The organism is Exiguobacterium sp. KRL4 (assembly GCF_001870785.1).
In the GTDB taxonomy this organism is placed as follows: domain Bacteria; phylum Bacillota; class Bacilli; order Exiguobacteriales; family Exiguobacteriaceae; genus Exiguobacterium_A.
In genome coordinates this window covers 231140-248021 of record NZ_MOLV01000004.1, presented here as the reverse complement: position 1 = coordinate 248021, position 16882 = coordinate 231140, and the positions used below count along the sequence as shown (strand labels likewise).

The 16882-nt window shown below is 46.3% G+C and carries 12 protein-coding genes and 1 pseudogene; all 13 read right to left on the bottom strand.

Annotation, left to right across the window (positions count from 1 at the left end; translation table 11 throughout):
- Positions 1-41 precede the first annotated feature (41 nt).
- The 13 genes and pseudogenes from BLD48_RS03595 to truB all read right to left on the bottom strand — a co-directional run bounded on the left by BLD48_RS03595 (position 42) and on the right by truB (position 16869).
- Entirely contained in the window at positions 42-1115 is a 1074-nt protein-coding gene (locus BLD48_RS03595; RefSeq protein ID WP_071498976.1) for a BMP family lipoprotein, read from the bottom strand.
- Between the two features lie 128 nt (positions 1116-1243).
- Entirely contained in the window at positions 1244-1963 is a 720-nt protein-coding gene (locus tag BLD48_RS03590; RefSeq protein WP_014970636.1) for a GntR family transcriptional regulator, read from the bottom strand.
- 222 nt (positions 1964-2185) lie between these two features.
- Complete coding sequence (locus BLD48_RS03585) at positions 2186-3205, bottom strand: BMP family lipoprotein (RefSeq protein WP_071498975.1); 1020 nt, start codon at positions 3203-3205, stop codon at positions 2186-2188.
- Positions 3206-3436: 231 nt separating this feature from the next.
- Positions 3437-4831, bottom strand: a pseudogene (locus BLD48_RS16675) (DNA translocase FtsK); the annotation flags it as partial.
- An 854-nt stretch (positions 4832-5685) separates the two neighbouring features.
- Positions 5686-7350 (bottom strand): ribonuclease J, encoded by a 1665-nt coding sequence (locus BLD48_RS03575; protein WP_014970639.1) that lies wholly within the window; start codon positions 7348-7350, stop codon positions 5686-5688.
- A gap of 152 nt (positions 7351-7502) precedes the next feature.
- The gene (locus BLD48_RS03570) at positions 7503-8165 is read right to left on the bottom strand and encodes a M15 family metallopeptidase (protein ID WP_014970640.1); all 663 of its coding nucleotides are present in this window, start codon (positions 8163-8165) and stop codon (positions 7503-7505) included.
- On the bottom strand, positions 8165-9424 hold the full coding sequence (locus tag BLD48_RS03565) for a lipid II:glycine glycyltransferase FemX (RefSeq protein ID WP_071498973.1): 1260 nt from the start codon (positions 9422-9424) through the stop codon (positions 8165-8167). The genes BLD48_RS03570 and BLD48_RS03565 overlap by 1 nt, the downstream gene beginning before the upstream one ends.
- Positions 9421-10884: a UDP-N-acetylmuramoyl-L-alanyl-D-glutamate--2,6-diaminopimelate ligase gene (locus BLD48_RS03560; protein ID WP_071498972.1), complete on the bottom strand. Its 1464-nt coding sequence runs from the start codon at positions 10882-10884 to the stop codon at positions 9421-9423. Before BLD48_RS03560 ends, BLD48_RS03565 begins: the two co-directional genes overlap by 4 nt.
- A gap of 82 nt (positions 10885-10966) precedes the next feature.
- Positions 10967-12190 carry a M16 family metallopeptidase gene (locus BLD48_RS03555; RefSeq protein ID WP_071498971.1) on the bottom strand — a complete coding sequence of 408 codons (1224 nt, stop codon included), beginning with the start codon at positions 12188-12190 and terminating at the stop codon, positions 10967-10969.
- Between the two features lie 76 nt (positions 12191-12266).
- Positions 12267-14486, bottom strand: coding sequence for a polyribonucleotide nucleotidyltransferase (pnp, locus tag BLD48_RS03550; protein WP_071498970.1), 2220 nt, complete (start codon positions 14484-14486; stop codon positions 12267-12269).
- A gap of 134 nt (positions 14487-14620) precedes the next feature.
- Positions 14621-14890 (bottom strand): 30S ribosomal protein S15, encoded by a 270-nt coding sequence (gene rpsO, locus BLD48_RS03545; RefSeq protein ID WP_012370703.1) that lies wholly within the window; start codon positions 14888-14890, stop codon positions 14621-14623.
- 123 nt (positions 14891-15013) lie between these two features.
- Positions 15014-15943 carry a bifunctional riboflavin kinase/FAD synthetase gene (locus BLD48_RS03540; RefSeq protein WP_071498969.1) on the bottom strand — a complete coding sequence of 310 codons (930 nt, stop codon included), beginning with the start codon at positions 15941-15943 and terminating at the stop codon, positions 15014-15016.
- Between the two features lie 17 nt (positions 15944-15960).
- Positions 15961-16869 (bottom strand): tRNA pseudouridine(55) synthase TruB, encoded by a 909-nt coding sequence (truB, locus tag BLD48_RS03535; RefSeq protein WP_071498968.1) that lies wholly within the window; start codon positions 16867-16869, stop codon positions 15961-15963.
- Positions 16870-16882: the final 13 nt, after the last annotated feature.

Here is a 16882-nt window from a genome sequence, read left to right as displayed (position 1 = left end):
TAAAAGGGGAGGCCGCAGTACTAGCGACCCCCGCTTCCAGTTTATTTCAGTGATGCTTCGTATTCTTTAAACTCATCGTCAGTTCCTGGAACTGTGATCTTGCCATCGATGATTTGTTTTTTGTAGTCTTCCACTTTTGTCAAGACGTCTTCTTTGATGTTGTCTTGTGAAGGCGCAATATCGACACCGCCGTCTTTCAGACCAAACTCTACGACTTTACCAGCTGGGAAGTTGCCGTCTTTTGTATCTTTTGAAACTTGCTCAACAGCTGTATCAACACGTTTGACCATCGACGTCAACGTGACGTTTTCCGGCATACCTTCTTCGACTTGGTCACGGTCAACACCGATTACCCAAACATCTTCCCCGTTTTTCTTACGGTTTTTCGCTTCTGTGAAGACACCTTGTCCTGTTCCGCCAGCAGCGTGGTAGATGACGTCAACTTTTTTACCGTACATGCCTGACGCGATCGCTTGTCCTTTTTCAGCAGCGTTGAAATCTTCTGCATATTGAATTTCGATGTCCGCATCCGGGTTAACGGCCTTGACGCCGGCTTTAAATCCGTTTTCGAACTTTTTGATCAAGTCAGAGTTTACGCCACCAACAAATCCGACTTTATCTGATTTCGTTGTCAGACCAGCGACAACACCCACGAGGAACGATCCTTCGTTTTCTTTGAAGACGATTGAAGCGACGTTCGGTTTATCAACGACCATATCGACAAGCGCAAAGTTGTTATCTTTGAACTGATCTGCTACTTTACCGATATCTTCCGCCATCAAGAATCCGATACCGAGGATCAAGTCATATTTCGCACGTGCCAATTGTTGAAGGTTTGGTTGATAATCCGATTGTTTTGCCGACTGGAGGTACTTGTAGCCCGTACCTTCTTTTAAGTCGTTGTCTTTACCGAATTTTTGAATCCCTTCCCACGCTGATTGGTTAAACGATTTATCATCAACACCGCCTGTATCTGTAACCATACCTACTTTGAAGCCCTCTTTTTCGTTACCGCCGCCTGAATCTTTTGAATCGTCGTTACCACCACATGCTGCGAGTACCGAACTCATTGCTAAACCTGTTGCTGCTAATGCGAGAAGTGACTTCTTTTTCATCTGAAATAATCCCCTTTCGAATATGGTCATACAAAGTTCCTGACTACGTCAAGCACCTGAGGCTGGTGATGAGGAGCGTTACGTAGGTAGGTGGAAAGCGCTTTCAGTAAAACTCCTAAAACGAGTGGTTAGACACGTTTACGGATGACATGGAAATCAAACTTGTCCGCACGGAAATAGTTCGCTGAATAAAGAACGGATCGATCGAGTTCATCATAATGCGTTTGCCGCAATACGAGTAGCGGTTGGTCCGTATGTAATTGTTCAGCGATTTTCGGATCAATCCGCGGCTCGATATGCGTAACCGCATGAGTGACACGACGTCCTAGTTCTTTTTCTAATGCGTCAAACAGTGACGTCGAGGACGTGAACTGTTCTTCATTTTTAATATAATGGCTTGGAATCTTATCGACGCAATAGACAACAGGAACATCTCCCGCAAGTCGGATTCGTTCGATTCGATATACCAGTTCATCCGGACCCAGTTGAAAACGTTCCCGGTCCCGTTCGGTTGGTGGCACCATTTCTGATGACAATACTTCGGACGTTGGAATCATACCAGCGCGTGCAATCATCTCCGTGACACTGTAGAGTTCTTCGATTCCGGAAGTAAATGGTGGTCTTGCATTGATAAACGTACCGACACCGTGTTTACGGATGACGATGTTCTCATCTTCAAGAATTCGTAAAGCCTCTCGAAGAGTCGCTCGACTAACGCCAAGTTGCTTTGAAAGTTCAAACTCTGAAGGTAGTTTCTCGCCTTCCTTGTAAACGCCGTCATCGATGTCGGACTTGATTTTTTCAATCACACGTAAATAAAGCAAACGATGATCTAATTTAATCGACATGACGCATCTCCATCCTCTATCTAGTTGTAACCAGTGCTCAGACTTCTGACGTATGAGAACTCCAGCCAAGATAAGTATATGATGCCGGACACAATCCTGCAATCATTTTGTAACAGGTTAGAAGTCTGACTTCTGGCGCTTTTGTAACCCTTTTCATAACGCACTTTTGTTTGGAAGAAAATAGGGCATTCTACCTAAGAATGCCCCACTCTGTTCCATCGCTTATTGTTCAGGGACGACTGTTTTCCCTTCAATGACCGTTTTTTTTGCTTGTTCGACCTTTTCTACTGTTTGTTTCGACAATTTATCTGACTCGACCAAGTCAACCCCTTGCTCTTTTAAACCGTAACGAATCGTTTCGCCGCCTTTTAATTTGCCGTCTTTCGCCGCATTCGCTGTATCTTGAACAGCACGATCGACACGTTTGATGACGGAAGTCAATGTCACGTCTTCCGGCATGCCTTCTTCCTTTTGATCGCGGTCGACTCCGATGACTGAAACATCTTCACCGTTTTTCTTACGGTTCTTCGCTTCTGTAAAGACACCGTTCCCGGTACCCCCTGCTGCCGGGAAAATGATGTCAGCACCTTTTCCAAACATTCCGGCTGCGATCGCCTGTCCTTTTTCAGGTGCTGCAAAGTCTTCTGCATACTGAACATCGACTTTGATTTTCGGATTCACGGATTTTGCACCGGATTCAAACCCGGCACGGAACCGTTCAATAACATCCATCTTCATGCCGCCGACAAATCCGATATGGTCCGTTTTTGTTTCCATCGCTGCAACGATACCTGCCAAATAGGCACCTTCATTTTCTTTAAATGTGATGGAAGTGACATTTTTACCTGGGACGACATTATCGATGATAGCGAACTGGGTGTCTTTGAATTGTTCTGCTACTATTTTGATATCCTCATTAAACGTATTACCGATTCCGAATACAAGATTTTCTCCCCCACGTGCGAGACGTGACAGATTGGGTTGATAATCTTGCTGTGATTTAGACTGGAGATACGAGTATCCGTCATTTTGTGTCAGCTTATTTTCTTTTCCGTACGCTTGAAGACCTTCCCATGCCGATTGGTTAAACGACTTATCATCGATTCCCCCTTTATCCGCAACCATTGCGACGGAAAACTGTTCTTTTTTCGTTGAAGTATTCTCTTCAGAACCTCCACATGCTGCTAAACTGACGGTTGCGACTGTCATCGCGGATACAAAGGCATACTGCTTTTTCATCATAGCCATCTCCTCTTCCTTTTTATGTGAGCGCTTTCATTATCTATTTGTGAAAAAGTCGCTCACGTACCTTCATGGGGTACGCCAACTCATATGACTGAGTATGACAAAGATTTTTCATAAAATCAACAGACGTCTGACAACTATTTTTGTGAAAACGGTTTAAGTTTGAGTTTTTTTCTTTAGACACCATAAAAAACGACAAAGCGAAGCATCGCTTTGTCATTTCTCAACTTAATGTCCAATGACCCGTCGCGGTTTTGAACCTTCCGACGGACCAATCAAACCATTTCCTTCCAGCGCATCAATCAATCGTGCCGCGCGGTTGTAGCCGATTCGATATTTCCGTTGAATCATCGATGTCGAGGCCGTCTCTTGTGTCAAGATGAACTGGACCACTTCGTCATATAACGGATCATCGACTTCCGTCTCACCTTCCGGCACGTCTTTTGGAATCATTGCTTCGACATACTGGGCTTTTTGTTGCGAAATGACATGATTGACGATTGTCTCCACCTCTTCGTCCGACAAGAAAGCGCCTTGGACGCGGACGGGTTTATTCATCCCATTTCCAAGTAACAACATATCTCCCCGTCCAAGTAGTTTATCGGCTCCACTCGTATCAAGGATCGTTCGCGAGTCGGTTCCGCTCGACACGCTAAACGCAATCCTGGAAGGAATGTTGGCTTTGATGACACCTGTGATGATATCAACACTTGGACGTTGTGTCGCGATGACCATATGAATCCCTGCCGCTCGTGCCATTTGGGCGAGGCGCATGATGGCATCTTCCACCTCGTTCGAAGCGACCATCATCAAGTCCGCCAGCTCATCCACGATGACGACGATGTAAGGGAGGCGTTGATGGACTTTTTCTTCTGCATTCATCTTGTCAATCAAGGCGTTGTATCCTTCGATATTCCGCGCCCCGTTTTGACTGAAGATTTCATAGCGACGTTCCATTTCCGAAACGACTTGTTTCAACGCTTGGGCTGCCTTTTTCGGATCGGTCACGACGGGCGCCAACAAGTGGGGAATGCCGTTGTAGACATTTAATTCCACCATCTTCGGATCAATCATCATCAAGCGTACTTCATCGGGGCGGGCCCGCATTAAAATCGAGACGATCATGCCATTGATACAAACGGATTTCCCGGAGCCGGTTGATCCAGCCACTAAGACGTGAGGCATCTTGTTGAGTTTGGCTGTGACCGTTTCCCCTGAAATACTTCGACCTAAGGCGACAAGCAGACGGTCAGGGTCTGCCTGAACACTTTCAGCCCCTAACACTTCACGGAGTGAGACCATGGCGACTTCCCGGTTCGGTACTTCGATTCCGACAGCCGCCTTCCCAGGGATCGGAGCTTCGATCCGGATATCCTTGGCCGCAAGCGCCAACGCCAAATCGTCTGCAAGTCCCGTAATCCGACTGAGCTTGATACCTTGATCCGGTTCAATCTCGTATTTGGTGACACTTGGACCTAAATGGATTTTCAGGACTTTTGCTCCGATTCCAAATGATTTTAATGTCGCAATCAGTTTCGTCGCATTGTCTTTTAAGCGTTTATTCTCACCCGACAAATCTTTTGTGACCGGTTCTGCTAATAAATCCAATGAGGGCAATTGATACCCATCCGGTGTTTCCGTCATCGTCAACGGTCCTTGTGTTTCCTTTGCCTGCGGTTCGACATGATCTGCAAACCCGATGATCGGAACATCTTGGATATTGACTGGTACTTCTTCCGCAGGGGGTTCGATTTCTTTCAACCGCTTCTTTTGATCAAGCGGTCGTGTCATTTTTGGCTCGGGTGTTGTTTCTTCCTGCTTTATTTGCGCACGACGCTCTCGTTGAGTAGGAGTCGCCCGTTCTCGCTGACGGAATTCTTGAATCCGCTCTTGGATGCCAGATGCAAGCTCACTAAAAAAGGAAGGGTGCAGCAAATGTATGCCACTCATGATTAATAATAAACCAATCATAAAGGCCCCGAAACTTGAGATATAGTAAGACGACCCTTGGTAAAGCCAGGCATTGATCGTCCCACGCGGTTGTCCAAGCATAAGATCAATCCAGATCAAACTCCCAAGCATCAAAAACGACCATGCCCACTTTGCGAAACGTGGTTGATTAGACAGCACCAATAAGACTGTCCCACCAATCAATCCATATAGGAGTGAACCGAACTGTCCCACTTGATCCGTTGCGAATTGAGCAAGTACTTCACCGACACGCCCAAATCGTCCAAGCGCCAATACATACGCGAGCAACGAAAAGACCGCAATGATTGCTGCATATGTACGATATTGAACCGGTTGACGTTGTTTTTTTGTCGCTGGTCGCTTTTTCGCTGGCGGTCGTTTTTTAGCCGGCGTATTTCGCGTATTTCGGACAGGTCCCTTTTTGGTTGTTGCCATCTGTCGATTCCCTCCTGATAAAAAAACGACTCAGCTGACCAGTGATCGGCCTTCTTGAGTCGCTCTTTTTGTTAAATTTCCATGATGATCGGTAAGATCATTGGACGACGTTTCGTCTGCTCGTATAGATAAGAACTCAGCTTATCACGAATCAATGACTTCATTTCTGTCCAATCTAGCTCTCCTGTCAATTTCCCTTGCAATTGTTTCGCAACAATCCGGTTTGCTTCATTGATCATATCTTCTGACTCACGCATATAAACAAATCCACGTGAGATGATTTCGGGTCCTGAGACAATCGTTTTGTTCTTACGGCTGATTGTGATGACACAAAGTACGACCCCATCTTGCGATAAGAGACGACGATCACGCAAGACGATATTTCCAACATCGCCGACACCGATTCCGTCAATCAAGACGTTTCCGGCATTTACTTTACGCGACATCCGTGCTTTGCGCTTTTCAAACTCAACGACATCCCCATTTTCGATGATAAAAATGTTATTCGCATTGACACCAACCGTTTGTGCTAAACGGCTATGTGCTTTTTGCATCCGGAATTCACCGTGAATCGGAATGAAGAACTTCGGTTTGATCAAGTTCAGCATCAATTTCAAATCTTCGGCGTGACCATGACCTGAGACGTGAACCTTCCGTTGGTTGTAGATGACGTTCGCTCCCGCACGGAATAACAAATCGATTGTTTTCGAGACCGACTTCTCATTTCCGGGAATCGGCGACGCCGCGACGACAACTGTATCATTTAGACGAATGTTGACTTGTTTATGCGCATTACGTGCCATCCGTGTGAGGGCTGCCATCGGTTCACCTTGCGAACCGGTCGTCAGAATCACGACTTGGTTGTCGTCCAGGCGATTGATTTCTGACAATTCGACTAATGTTTTTTGCTTAAACCGTAAGTAGTTTAACCGTTGGGCAACTTCTACGATGTTGACCATACTTCGGCCGACAACAGCGACTTTACGATTGTTGACTTCAGCCGCAGCAAACACTTGTTGCAAGCGATGGACGTTTGACGCAAACGATGCAACGATGACACGACCTGGTGCTTCGTAAATGACATCATTTAACTCAGAACCGACTGTCGATTCTGATCCGGACATCCCCGGACGCTCGGCATTCGTTGAGTCGGATAAGAGACATAACACCCCACGTTGACCGATGGCTGCGATTTTCCCGAAGTCGGCTTGTTTCCCATCGACAGGTGTGTAATCAAACTTAAAGTCACCTGTATGCACGATTGCGCCTTGTGATGTCTGGATACATACCCCGACTGCATCCGGAATCGAATGGTTCACACGGAAGAAGGTAATGAAATGACCCGCTACGGTTAATTTCGTCTTGGCATCAATTGGACGAAGATCTGCCTTCTTCAATAAACCGGCTTCTTTTAATTTGATTTCAATCAACCCAAGTGTCAAACGTGTCCCGTAGACCGGTACTTTTAAGTCACGTAAGACGTAACTGAGCGCACCGATATGGTCTTCATGACCGTGGGTAATGAAAATCCCTTGAATGCGTTCTTTGTTTTCTTTTAAATAACTGATGTCTGGAATGACTTTGTCGATTCCAAGCATCTCGTCTCCTGGGAACATTAATCCGGCATCGATTACGAAGATGTCCTCGTCGAGTTCGACGACGTACATGTTCTTACCGATTTCACCGGCTCCACCAAGAGCAAAGACGCTTACTTTTTCCGTCTTTTTCTTTGACACGATATGACCTCCTATTTGTATTCACTTTTCGTGAGCCGTCCACTTATCACTATCACTATTCTAGCCGAACTTTGCCATTCTGCCAACAACAGTCACCATTAAAACGAAAAAAAACATCGTGTGACCAATCAACAGGTCCACACGATGTCTGTTTATGGGTTTAAAAGTGTCTCGATTTCTTCCGTCCGATTGGCTTTTTCTTGTCTACTCGGTCGTTCATCGTCTTGAAGTTCGTCAAGAGAGTATCCGAATGTCATTTCAAAATGTGGATAATCGACGAATCGTTTCCAATCGCCACCCCACTCAAAACCAAGCGCTTTCCCGACCGCTGCTACTTCACGCCAGTCACTTTTTCCGGACTGGTTCCCGTCATACTCCAGATCATAAGAGATGTCTCCATCAACCATCTGGACAAAATCAATCGCAAGACCATAATTGTGCATCGATTCTCCACCACGCGCGTTTGTGACAACGTCCCCTGCACGGGATCTTCCTTGTTCATACAGCACATCCTGCTGTTTGTTTGTCCGATATCCTTGGGTAATCCGGATGTCGATGTTGTAACAAGAATGACTTACCCGAATCAAGTCCTCTGCTCCTGCCCGAACGGCTGGATGCAGCCCCTTTAAGTTTTTAGCACTCGCGTTAATGAGGCGATCTTCCCCTGCCCGATCTCGTGGACAACTTTCAATCCCGAGTTCCGGCTGATCGATCAGAATACTTGGCATTCGATTGGTCGAAGCAGCAAGAAATAACCCAATCGCAAACGTAGCGAGCAGGAACAAGATCCAGACGAATAATGTTCCCCGCTTCATTAACGGCGTAACTTCTTCCGAATTTTTTGAAGGATCGGCAATCCTGTTTCAAGTAACACGTATAACGGTTTGTTTAAGACGTAATCAAACTCACCGACCTTTTCAATCATTTCGCTCCCCCACCCTGATTTAAAGGCGTACAACCCTGCATAATGATCATCTGGATCTGTCGAGCCACTCACACCACCAAAGTCGTACGATAGAGCTCCATGTGCTTTCGCATGACGCATCATCGTCCACTGCATCAGATGATTCGGCATGAATTCCCGATATTCGTTTGACGAAGCCCCGTAAAGGTAATATGACCGGCGACCCGCAAGTGTCAATAATCCACCAGACAAAATCACGCCATCAGGATGTTTTGCCGCAATCGTCAATAATTCCGTCTTGGACTTCTCTGCTTTTTCAATCTGAGCCGTCGTCTGTTCTAACCGGTTGTTTAGACTCGTGATTTTTTTCTCAACCGTCTCTTTTTCCAGTTGTCGATGAATCTTTGTTAATTCTTTATCGGCTTGAAGTAATGCCGCTTCCGTATTTTCGAGGGCCCGGACGACGTCCAGTTTCGTCAAAAATAGTGCCGCATCGCCCGTCGGATGCAGATGGTCATATAAGTTTTCAAAATAATCGAGACCACGGATGGAGAAACCATCACGTTCCCCCGTTTCGATCATCAGTTTCGCAAAGGTTTTTAATTCATCGCGCGAAGCTTCATAACAGATGATTCCTTTTCGCTCCGCTAAACGAACGTTATAACGGAACTTCGAATGGAATCGATCAAAAATCTCTTTTTCTGTTCCTTCGAGACTCGTTTCCATCGTAAAGCGGGGTTGCGCATAATCAAACCCGCCTCCAAATCCATTGTGTTTAAAACCAAGTGAATGCATCTCTTGTACTAATGTCGGATCCTCTGTCCGATCGACGTTTGGATCCAGTTTGATCGCAATCGCCTTCCGTTGCTTGGCGACCCGGATCGCAACATCCCGTAATGCCGTGAGCGCTTCCTGATCGCTATAATCGACGACAAAGCCGCGTGGTGCGTAACATAACGTAAACGGCAACTTCGGAACTTTTTTAAATAATAACAGTGCGACGCCCACAAGTTGTCCGTCTGCCGTTCCGACAGCGATCCGCTCATGTGTCCAACCGGTTGCCGCTTTAACGGATCCCCAGGCGGGTAATTGCAACAAATCTCCTTTAGGGTGTGTTTTTACAAAGTCTTCAAACTGCTTCTGTTCGATGTCTAGTTGTTGGTAAGTCACTTCTTTTCCTCCAATTGGCGTATCATCTCTTTGACGAGTTGTTCTTCGTCGAGGGGTGTTTTTTCCTCCCCAATGATTTGATATTTTTCATGCCCTTTTCCTGCCAGGATGACGATGTTGTCCGGTCGAGCGAGACTCGCTGCGTAGCGGACGGCTTCTTCCCGGTCTCCGATTTCAACGAATTGATCGTGGAGCATACCGGATGCGATACCGGATGTAATCGACTCATACGATTCAAAACGAGGATCATCCGTCGTAATGACGACCGTTCCTGCGTAAGTCGAAGCCAGTTGTCCCATCATCGGTCGTTTCGTCACATCTCGATTGCCACCCGTACCAATCAAAAAGATGATGTTTTCTTTCGGAACGTCCACTAACGCCTTGAGGCATTGTTCGATTCCATCAGGGGTATGCGCATAATCGACATAGATGTTGTAACCGTCAATCGGTAACCGTTGCATCCGTCCTTTAGCCGGCTGGATCTGAGTGATCGCATTCGAAATCTCAGGGAGACCGTAGCCGATCGAAAGGAGAATTCCTGTTGCGAGTAATAAGTTATAGACGTTGAATCGACCGATGAATTGCACTGTCAATTCGACGGCTTGTTCCTGATAGACCATCGTGAACGTCGTTTCCTGTAGCGTTTGTGTAATGTTTTTCGCTTGCAAGTCCGCTGGCTGCTCAATCCCATATGTCATGACACGAGCCCCCGTCATCATTTCAAACAAATGACTGATTTCATCATCTGCATTTAAGACGGCTACTTTTTTATCCGATAACCGTTGACCGAGTTGGGCAAACAGTAATCCTTTTGCTCGCGCATAATTTTCAAACGTCTTATGGAAATCCAGATGATCGTGTGTCAGATTCGTGAAACCGGCCACATCGAAGTCCGTTCCCGTCACACGTCCGAGTTCTAACCCGTGTGAGGAAACTTCCATGATGACGTCTTCAACACCCTCTTGCTGCATCTGATGGAAAAAAGCCTGCAATTCTGAACTTTGTGGTGTCGTATTTCGACTCGGGACGACCCGATCGCCGATTTTGACTTCGACGGTACCGATGATACCCGTTTTCCGTCCCAACTGAGCCAAGACATCACGAACGATGGTCGTCGTCGTCGTTTTTCCGTTTGTTCCGGTGATGCCAATCATCCGCATTTTTTCCGAAGGATAATCATAAAATTTACCGGCAAGTTCTGCCATCGCTCGTGTCGTACTTCGGACAAGAATAACAGGAATCGTCACATCGAGCAGACGTTCTGAGACGATTGCGACGGCCCCCTGCGCTTCGGCTTGTTGTGCATAATCGTGTCCATCCACTGTATATCCTTTGATTGCGACAAACAACGTACCTGGCTTCACATCTCGTGAATCGGTTGTTAACGCGGTCACGTCCGCCTCTACCATCCGCTCGGTTTTTTGAGTCTGAATGACTTCGATTAATTCAGCTAAGTTCAAGGGTATTCCTTCTTTCTCAACAACTTGTTTTTCAGTTACATGCTATTTCAGTGTAGGGGAAGCCCCGCTCGGTTTCAAGGTCTCACTCCTCAATTTCCGGTAGGATGTAAGCTTTTGCCGGTGGTTCACTAAAGATATGGGCAATCATTTCCTGCACGTTTTCCGGTGTAATCCGTTCTACTTCTTCTAACACTTCTTCTAAAGTCGGATGTGTTCCTAAATGAAGTTCATTCCGAGCATTACGGTTCATATGACTCGATGTACTCTCATTTCCTAAAATCAATGAGCCTTTTAACTGTTCAATCCCATCCTCAAGTTCTTTTACGGTCAAACCATGTTCGAGCAAGTGATGGATTTCAGACGCGAGGACTGTTTCCACTTCTTCAAGCGTCTCTTTTGATGTTCCGACATAAATCGTAAAGGTCCCATGGTCATCAAACGTCGTATAGTACGAAAAGACAGAATACGCTAATCCACGATCTTCACGAATCGATTGGAACAGGCGGCTCGACATCGTTGCCCCAAACGCATTATTCAACAATGCTAAAGTCGGTAACCGATCGTCGGCGGAATGAATCGCACGGAAATTATAACAAACATGGACCTGTTCCGTATCTTTTTCCTTACGTAAGGACTCACTTTGTAATGCCGGCTCTTGGATTTGTCGTGTCGTCTCACTTGGTTCGATGCGACTAAAACGTGTTTTGACCTGTGCGATCAGTTCGTCCGTTACATGACCGGCGATGGAAATGACGATTTGGTCAGGCGCATAGGCCTCCTTGACATAATCCAAAATCATTTGACGGCTGAGGCTTTTAACACTTTCTTCTGTTCCAAGAATCGGTCGTGCCATGACGTCTTCCCCATAAGCAGCGATCGCTAACAATTCATGCACCAGATCATCCGGGGTATCTTCATACATTTTTATTTCTTCAATCACGACCCGTTTTTCTTTTTCGAGTTCTTCTTCGTCGAATGTCGACTCTAAAAACATGTCTGCTAAGACATCAAAAGCCGTGATTGCATGTTCATCTAACGTTTTCACGTAATAACACGTCTGATCCTTACTCGTGAATGCATTTATATTACCACCCAAGCGATCAAAATAAACGGCAATCTCTTTTGCCGATAGCTGGTTTGTGCCTTTAAACATCATATGTTCGATTAAATGGCTGATACCGTGTTCTTCTTTTGTTTCCGTCCGTGAGCCGGCTTTAATGAAGATACCGGTTGCGACACTCCGTGTATTCGGGATCTGTTCACTGACGATACGAACGCCATTTGCTAATGTAAGTTGTTCGACCATGGTCTATTCCTCCTTCAAATATGAAACAAGGTGGCTCTCGATGCACGTTCCGCACCGTTGAGCCACCTTGTTTTCATTAGTTACGACGTGGTGGACGTTGTCCGTCACGTGGTGGGCGCGATCCAGTATCCCGACGCGGCGGGCGATTGTCACGCTCTGTTTTTTTCTTTTCATCATAGGCAGCACGATCTTCAGCACTCATGCCTTCTACAAGGAGTACTTTATGAGAAGCATTGACACGTCCTTTATCATCTACTTCCGTGACGCGAACTTTTAACTTGTCACCTAATTTGACGACATCCTCTGTTTGACCAACACGTTCAAGGGCAAGTTCAGAGATATGGACGAGTGCATCTTTTCCTTTAAACAATTCGACGAACGCTCCGAATTTTTCGACGCGGCGAACCGTTCCGTCAAATTCTTCACCGATGACGACTTCACGAACGATGTCTTCAATCAACTGACGCGCACGATTGATGCCGTCTTGATCCGTTGATGCGATGAAGACTGTTCCGTCTTGATCGATATCGATCTTAACTCCTGTCTCATCGATGATGCCGTTGATGACTTTACCGCCGGGTCCAATCACATCGCGGATTTTATCCGGATTGATTTTGAGTGTGACGATTTTTGGTGCATATTTAGACAACTCGACACGTGGTTCAGCAATCACTGAATTCATGTGTTCCAAGATGTGTAAACGACCGAGGCGTGCTTGCTCTAGTGCCTCTTCAAGAATTTGACGTGTGATACCACCAATCTTCATATCCATTTGAAGAGCGGTCACACCATCTTTTGTACCGGCCACTTTAAAGTCCATATCACCGAGATGGTCTTCCATTCCTTGGATATCTGTTAAGATGGAGTAGTTTTCGCCTTCTTTGATCAAGCCCATCGCGATACCTGCAACTGGTGCTTTCAGAGGGACACCGGCATCCATCATCGCAAGAATCGATCCACAGATTGATGCCTGTGAAGACGATCCGTTTGATTCCAGAACTTCTGAAACAAGACGAATCGTGTACGGGAAATCTGTTTCAGACGGTAAAACAGGTAACAAGGCGCGCTCTCCAAGAGCTCCGTGTCCGATTTCTCGGCGGCCCGGCGCACGCATCGGACGTGCTTCTCCGACTGAGAACGGTGGGAAGTTGTAGTGATGCATGAATCGTTTTTCAGCTTTCAACCCGAGACCATCGATGATTTGAGCATCGCCTGCGACACCTAGTGTTGCAACAGACAAGACTTGTGTTTGACCACGTGTGAACAGACCTGAACCGTGTGCGCGTGGCAACAATCCGATTTCTGAATCAAGTGGACGAATCTCAGCAAGTCCTCGTCCATCTGGACGGACTTTATCTTCTGTGATCAATCGACGGACTTCTGTTTTGACGAATTTATTCAAGACTCCTGAAACTTCCGCTAATTGTGCTTCCGTGATGGAATCATCTGCTGCATACTGATCGATGTATTTCGAAATGACTTCGTTGATGGCGAGATCACGTGCTTGTTTTTCTTCGACTTGAACCGCTGCCGTCACTTCAGCAAGTGCTTCTGTTTTCAGGCGAGAGACAAGCGTCTCGTCAAATGAAGACACCGTATAGGCGAACTTTTCTTTACCGACTGCTGCTACGATTTCTTCTTGGAACGCAATCAATGTCTTGATGACATCATGTCCGAGGAGGATCGCTTCGAGCATCGCTTCTTCCGACACTTCTTTTGCACCCGCTTCAACCATGTTGACCGCGTGTTTTGTTCCGGCTACTTGAAGGTCGATATCACTTGCAGCCGCTTGACTTAATGTCGGATTGATGATGAATGCACCATCGACACGACCAATCGTGACACCTGCAATCGGACCATCAAATGGAATGTCTGAAATCGACAAGGCAATCGATGCCCCGATCATTGCGGCTACTTCCGGTGAGTTATCTTCGTCTGACGATAAGACCGTCGTCGCAACTTGAATGTCATGACGGAAACCGTCCGGGAACAATGGGCGAATCGGACGGTCAATCAAACGTGACGTTAAAATCGCATTTTCACCTGGACGTCCTTCACGTTTTAAGAAACCACCCGGAATCTTACCTGCTGCATATAATTTTTCTTCATAGTTCACTGTTAATGGGAAGAAATCCAAGTCTTTTGGTTGTTTTGACGCAACGACCGTCGCAAGAACTGCTGTCTCACCGTAACGAATCAAAGCTGCTCCGTTCGCTTGTTTGGCCAGTTGACCGATTTCAATTGTTAAAGGACGTCCACCGAGTTCGGTCGAAAACGTCTGTTTTGTTTGTGACATGCACAAATCCCCTCTCACTTCTATCCGTTTTTTCATTCAAATCTAATTATGGATGTTCTTGCGTCAAATGTCCATGAATCGGCAAAAAAAAGAAGCAGGAGACGATGCTCCTACTTCTTGTTGATCTGTTCAGATTAGCGACGAAGACCAAGACGCTCGATCAATGAACGGTAACGTGAAACATCCTTGTTACGAAGGTATGTGAGCAAGTTACGGCGACGACCAACCATTTTCAAGAGACCACGACGTGAGTGGTGATCCTTTTTGTGTGTACGTAAGTGATCGTTTAAAGTTGTGATCTGTTCAGTTAAAACAGCAACTTGTACTTCCGGCGAACCAGTATCGCCTTGTTTCGTAGCATAAGCTTCGATAATTTCATTTTTACGTTCTTTAGTGAGTGCCATTGTCACTCCACCTCCATCTTTTGAATGACCGTATTGCCGAGCATCGGATGGTGAGACCTGATGCCAAGCCAACCGGCTGTACGTATTCGTACTGACTCATCATAACGAACCACTGCCGGTCTGTCAAACGGTTAATGCCTGTAATGCATTGATTTTATCCTGTGCCAGCTGTGTCTTCAAACTATCGATACCGTCAAATGAACGTTCGTCTCGTAAGTACGCCATCCACTCTAGCTTTAACTCTTGTCCGTATAAATCTTCATCGAACTGTAAGAGGTGGGTTTCGATGCTGACGTCCCCTGTTTCATAAAATGTCGGACGCCGTCCGATATTCGTCATCGCCGGATATTTCCGCCCATCTTCTAAATAGACAAACGTCGCATATACCCCTAATTTCGGGATGACGTATGCGAATTCAGGTCGGATGTTTGCTGTCGGAAAACCAATCTGCCTGCCGCGGGCATCACCATGGATGACAATCCCTTTCGTTTGATACGGTTCACCTAATAACGTAGCTGCCTCCGAGACCGCCCCATTCGCTAACAAGTGCCGAATCCGGGTCGAACTCACCTTTTCCTTGTCCGCTTGATGTTCAGAGACTGTCGTATGCTCAAATCGCCCACGACTATGAAAATCGAGCGTCTCCATCTTTCCTGCACCAAATCGACCGTACGAATAATCAAAACCTGCTACGATATGGCAGGCTCCTGCCGCAATCAAATAATGATCGACAAAATCTTGTGGGGATAATTCAGAAAACGTCACGGTAAATTCGATGACATAGACCCGATCAATTCCAAGCTGCGCCATCTTCTCCAGTTTCCGGTCAAGCGGTGTAATATAGCGAACCTGTTCCGTTCCCTGTCCGAGCACCTGTTTCGGATGAGGATCAAACGTCATGACAGCCACTGGTACGTCCAATTGACGCCCTTTTTCCAGAGCAACTTGTAAAACACGTTGATGTCCTAAATGTACGCCATCAAAAAAACCAAGGGCGATGACGGCTGGATCTTCTACCGGTCGTTCTGGATATGTTAAGTGAATGATGTCCATTCCTGATCTCTCCGATCTTAATCGATTTGTAACATGACTTCAACACGTCCCATATTGATTTCACGATCAAGCCGATAGATCGCTAAAGGGATGCCTTCTTCATTATAGACAGTAAATCGTTCAAATTCGACCGGAATGCTTGCAAGCTTTGCTCCGTTTAATACACGGGCCGCCGTTTCGGCGTCGACAGTCAGACGTGGCCATTTTTGGATTACCTGTTCAATCGGTAGGACATACTGCATCCGCTCTTCGATCGTCTCACATGCTTCTAACGTCGCTAGCGTGACTGCATCTACTTCAGACATCGCGCCTGAGCTCGTTCGGCGCAGATCACTCATATGTGCAGCGTATCCTAAGCGTTCACCGATTTCTACTGCCAACGTTCGAATGTAGGTACCTTTTCCACACGCAATCTCGATCCGAAAACGACAGAGACCGTCCTCAAATGTCACTTCAGACGTCCGCTCCAACGCATCGATTTGGACAATCCGTGTCGGTCGTTCCACTTCAATTCCTTTTCGCGCATATTCGTATAGTTTTTTTCCGTTCACTTTGACGGCAGAATAATAAGGGGGTGTCTGCTGAATCTGCCCTGTCAATTGTTCCAACACTTCATCAATCATTTGAACAGAAATCGAATCCGGTATGACAGGTGTCTCGTGTACTGTCTCCCCGTGTGCATCTTCTGTCGTCGTCGCGTAACCAATCGTCACTTCTGCTGCATATGTTTTTCCTTCATCCGTAATGAAACGCGCAAGCTTCGTCGCTCGGCCTAAACAAATGGGTAAGACTCCCGTCACTTCTGGATCAAGTGTACCCGTATGTCCCACTTTTTTAGTTTGAAAAAGGCGACGCAGTCGAAAGACACAGTCGTGGCTTGTCATGCCTGCCGGTTTATCTAACGGTAATACTCCGATGGGTTCCATTAAAATTCCTCCT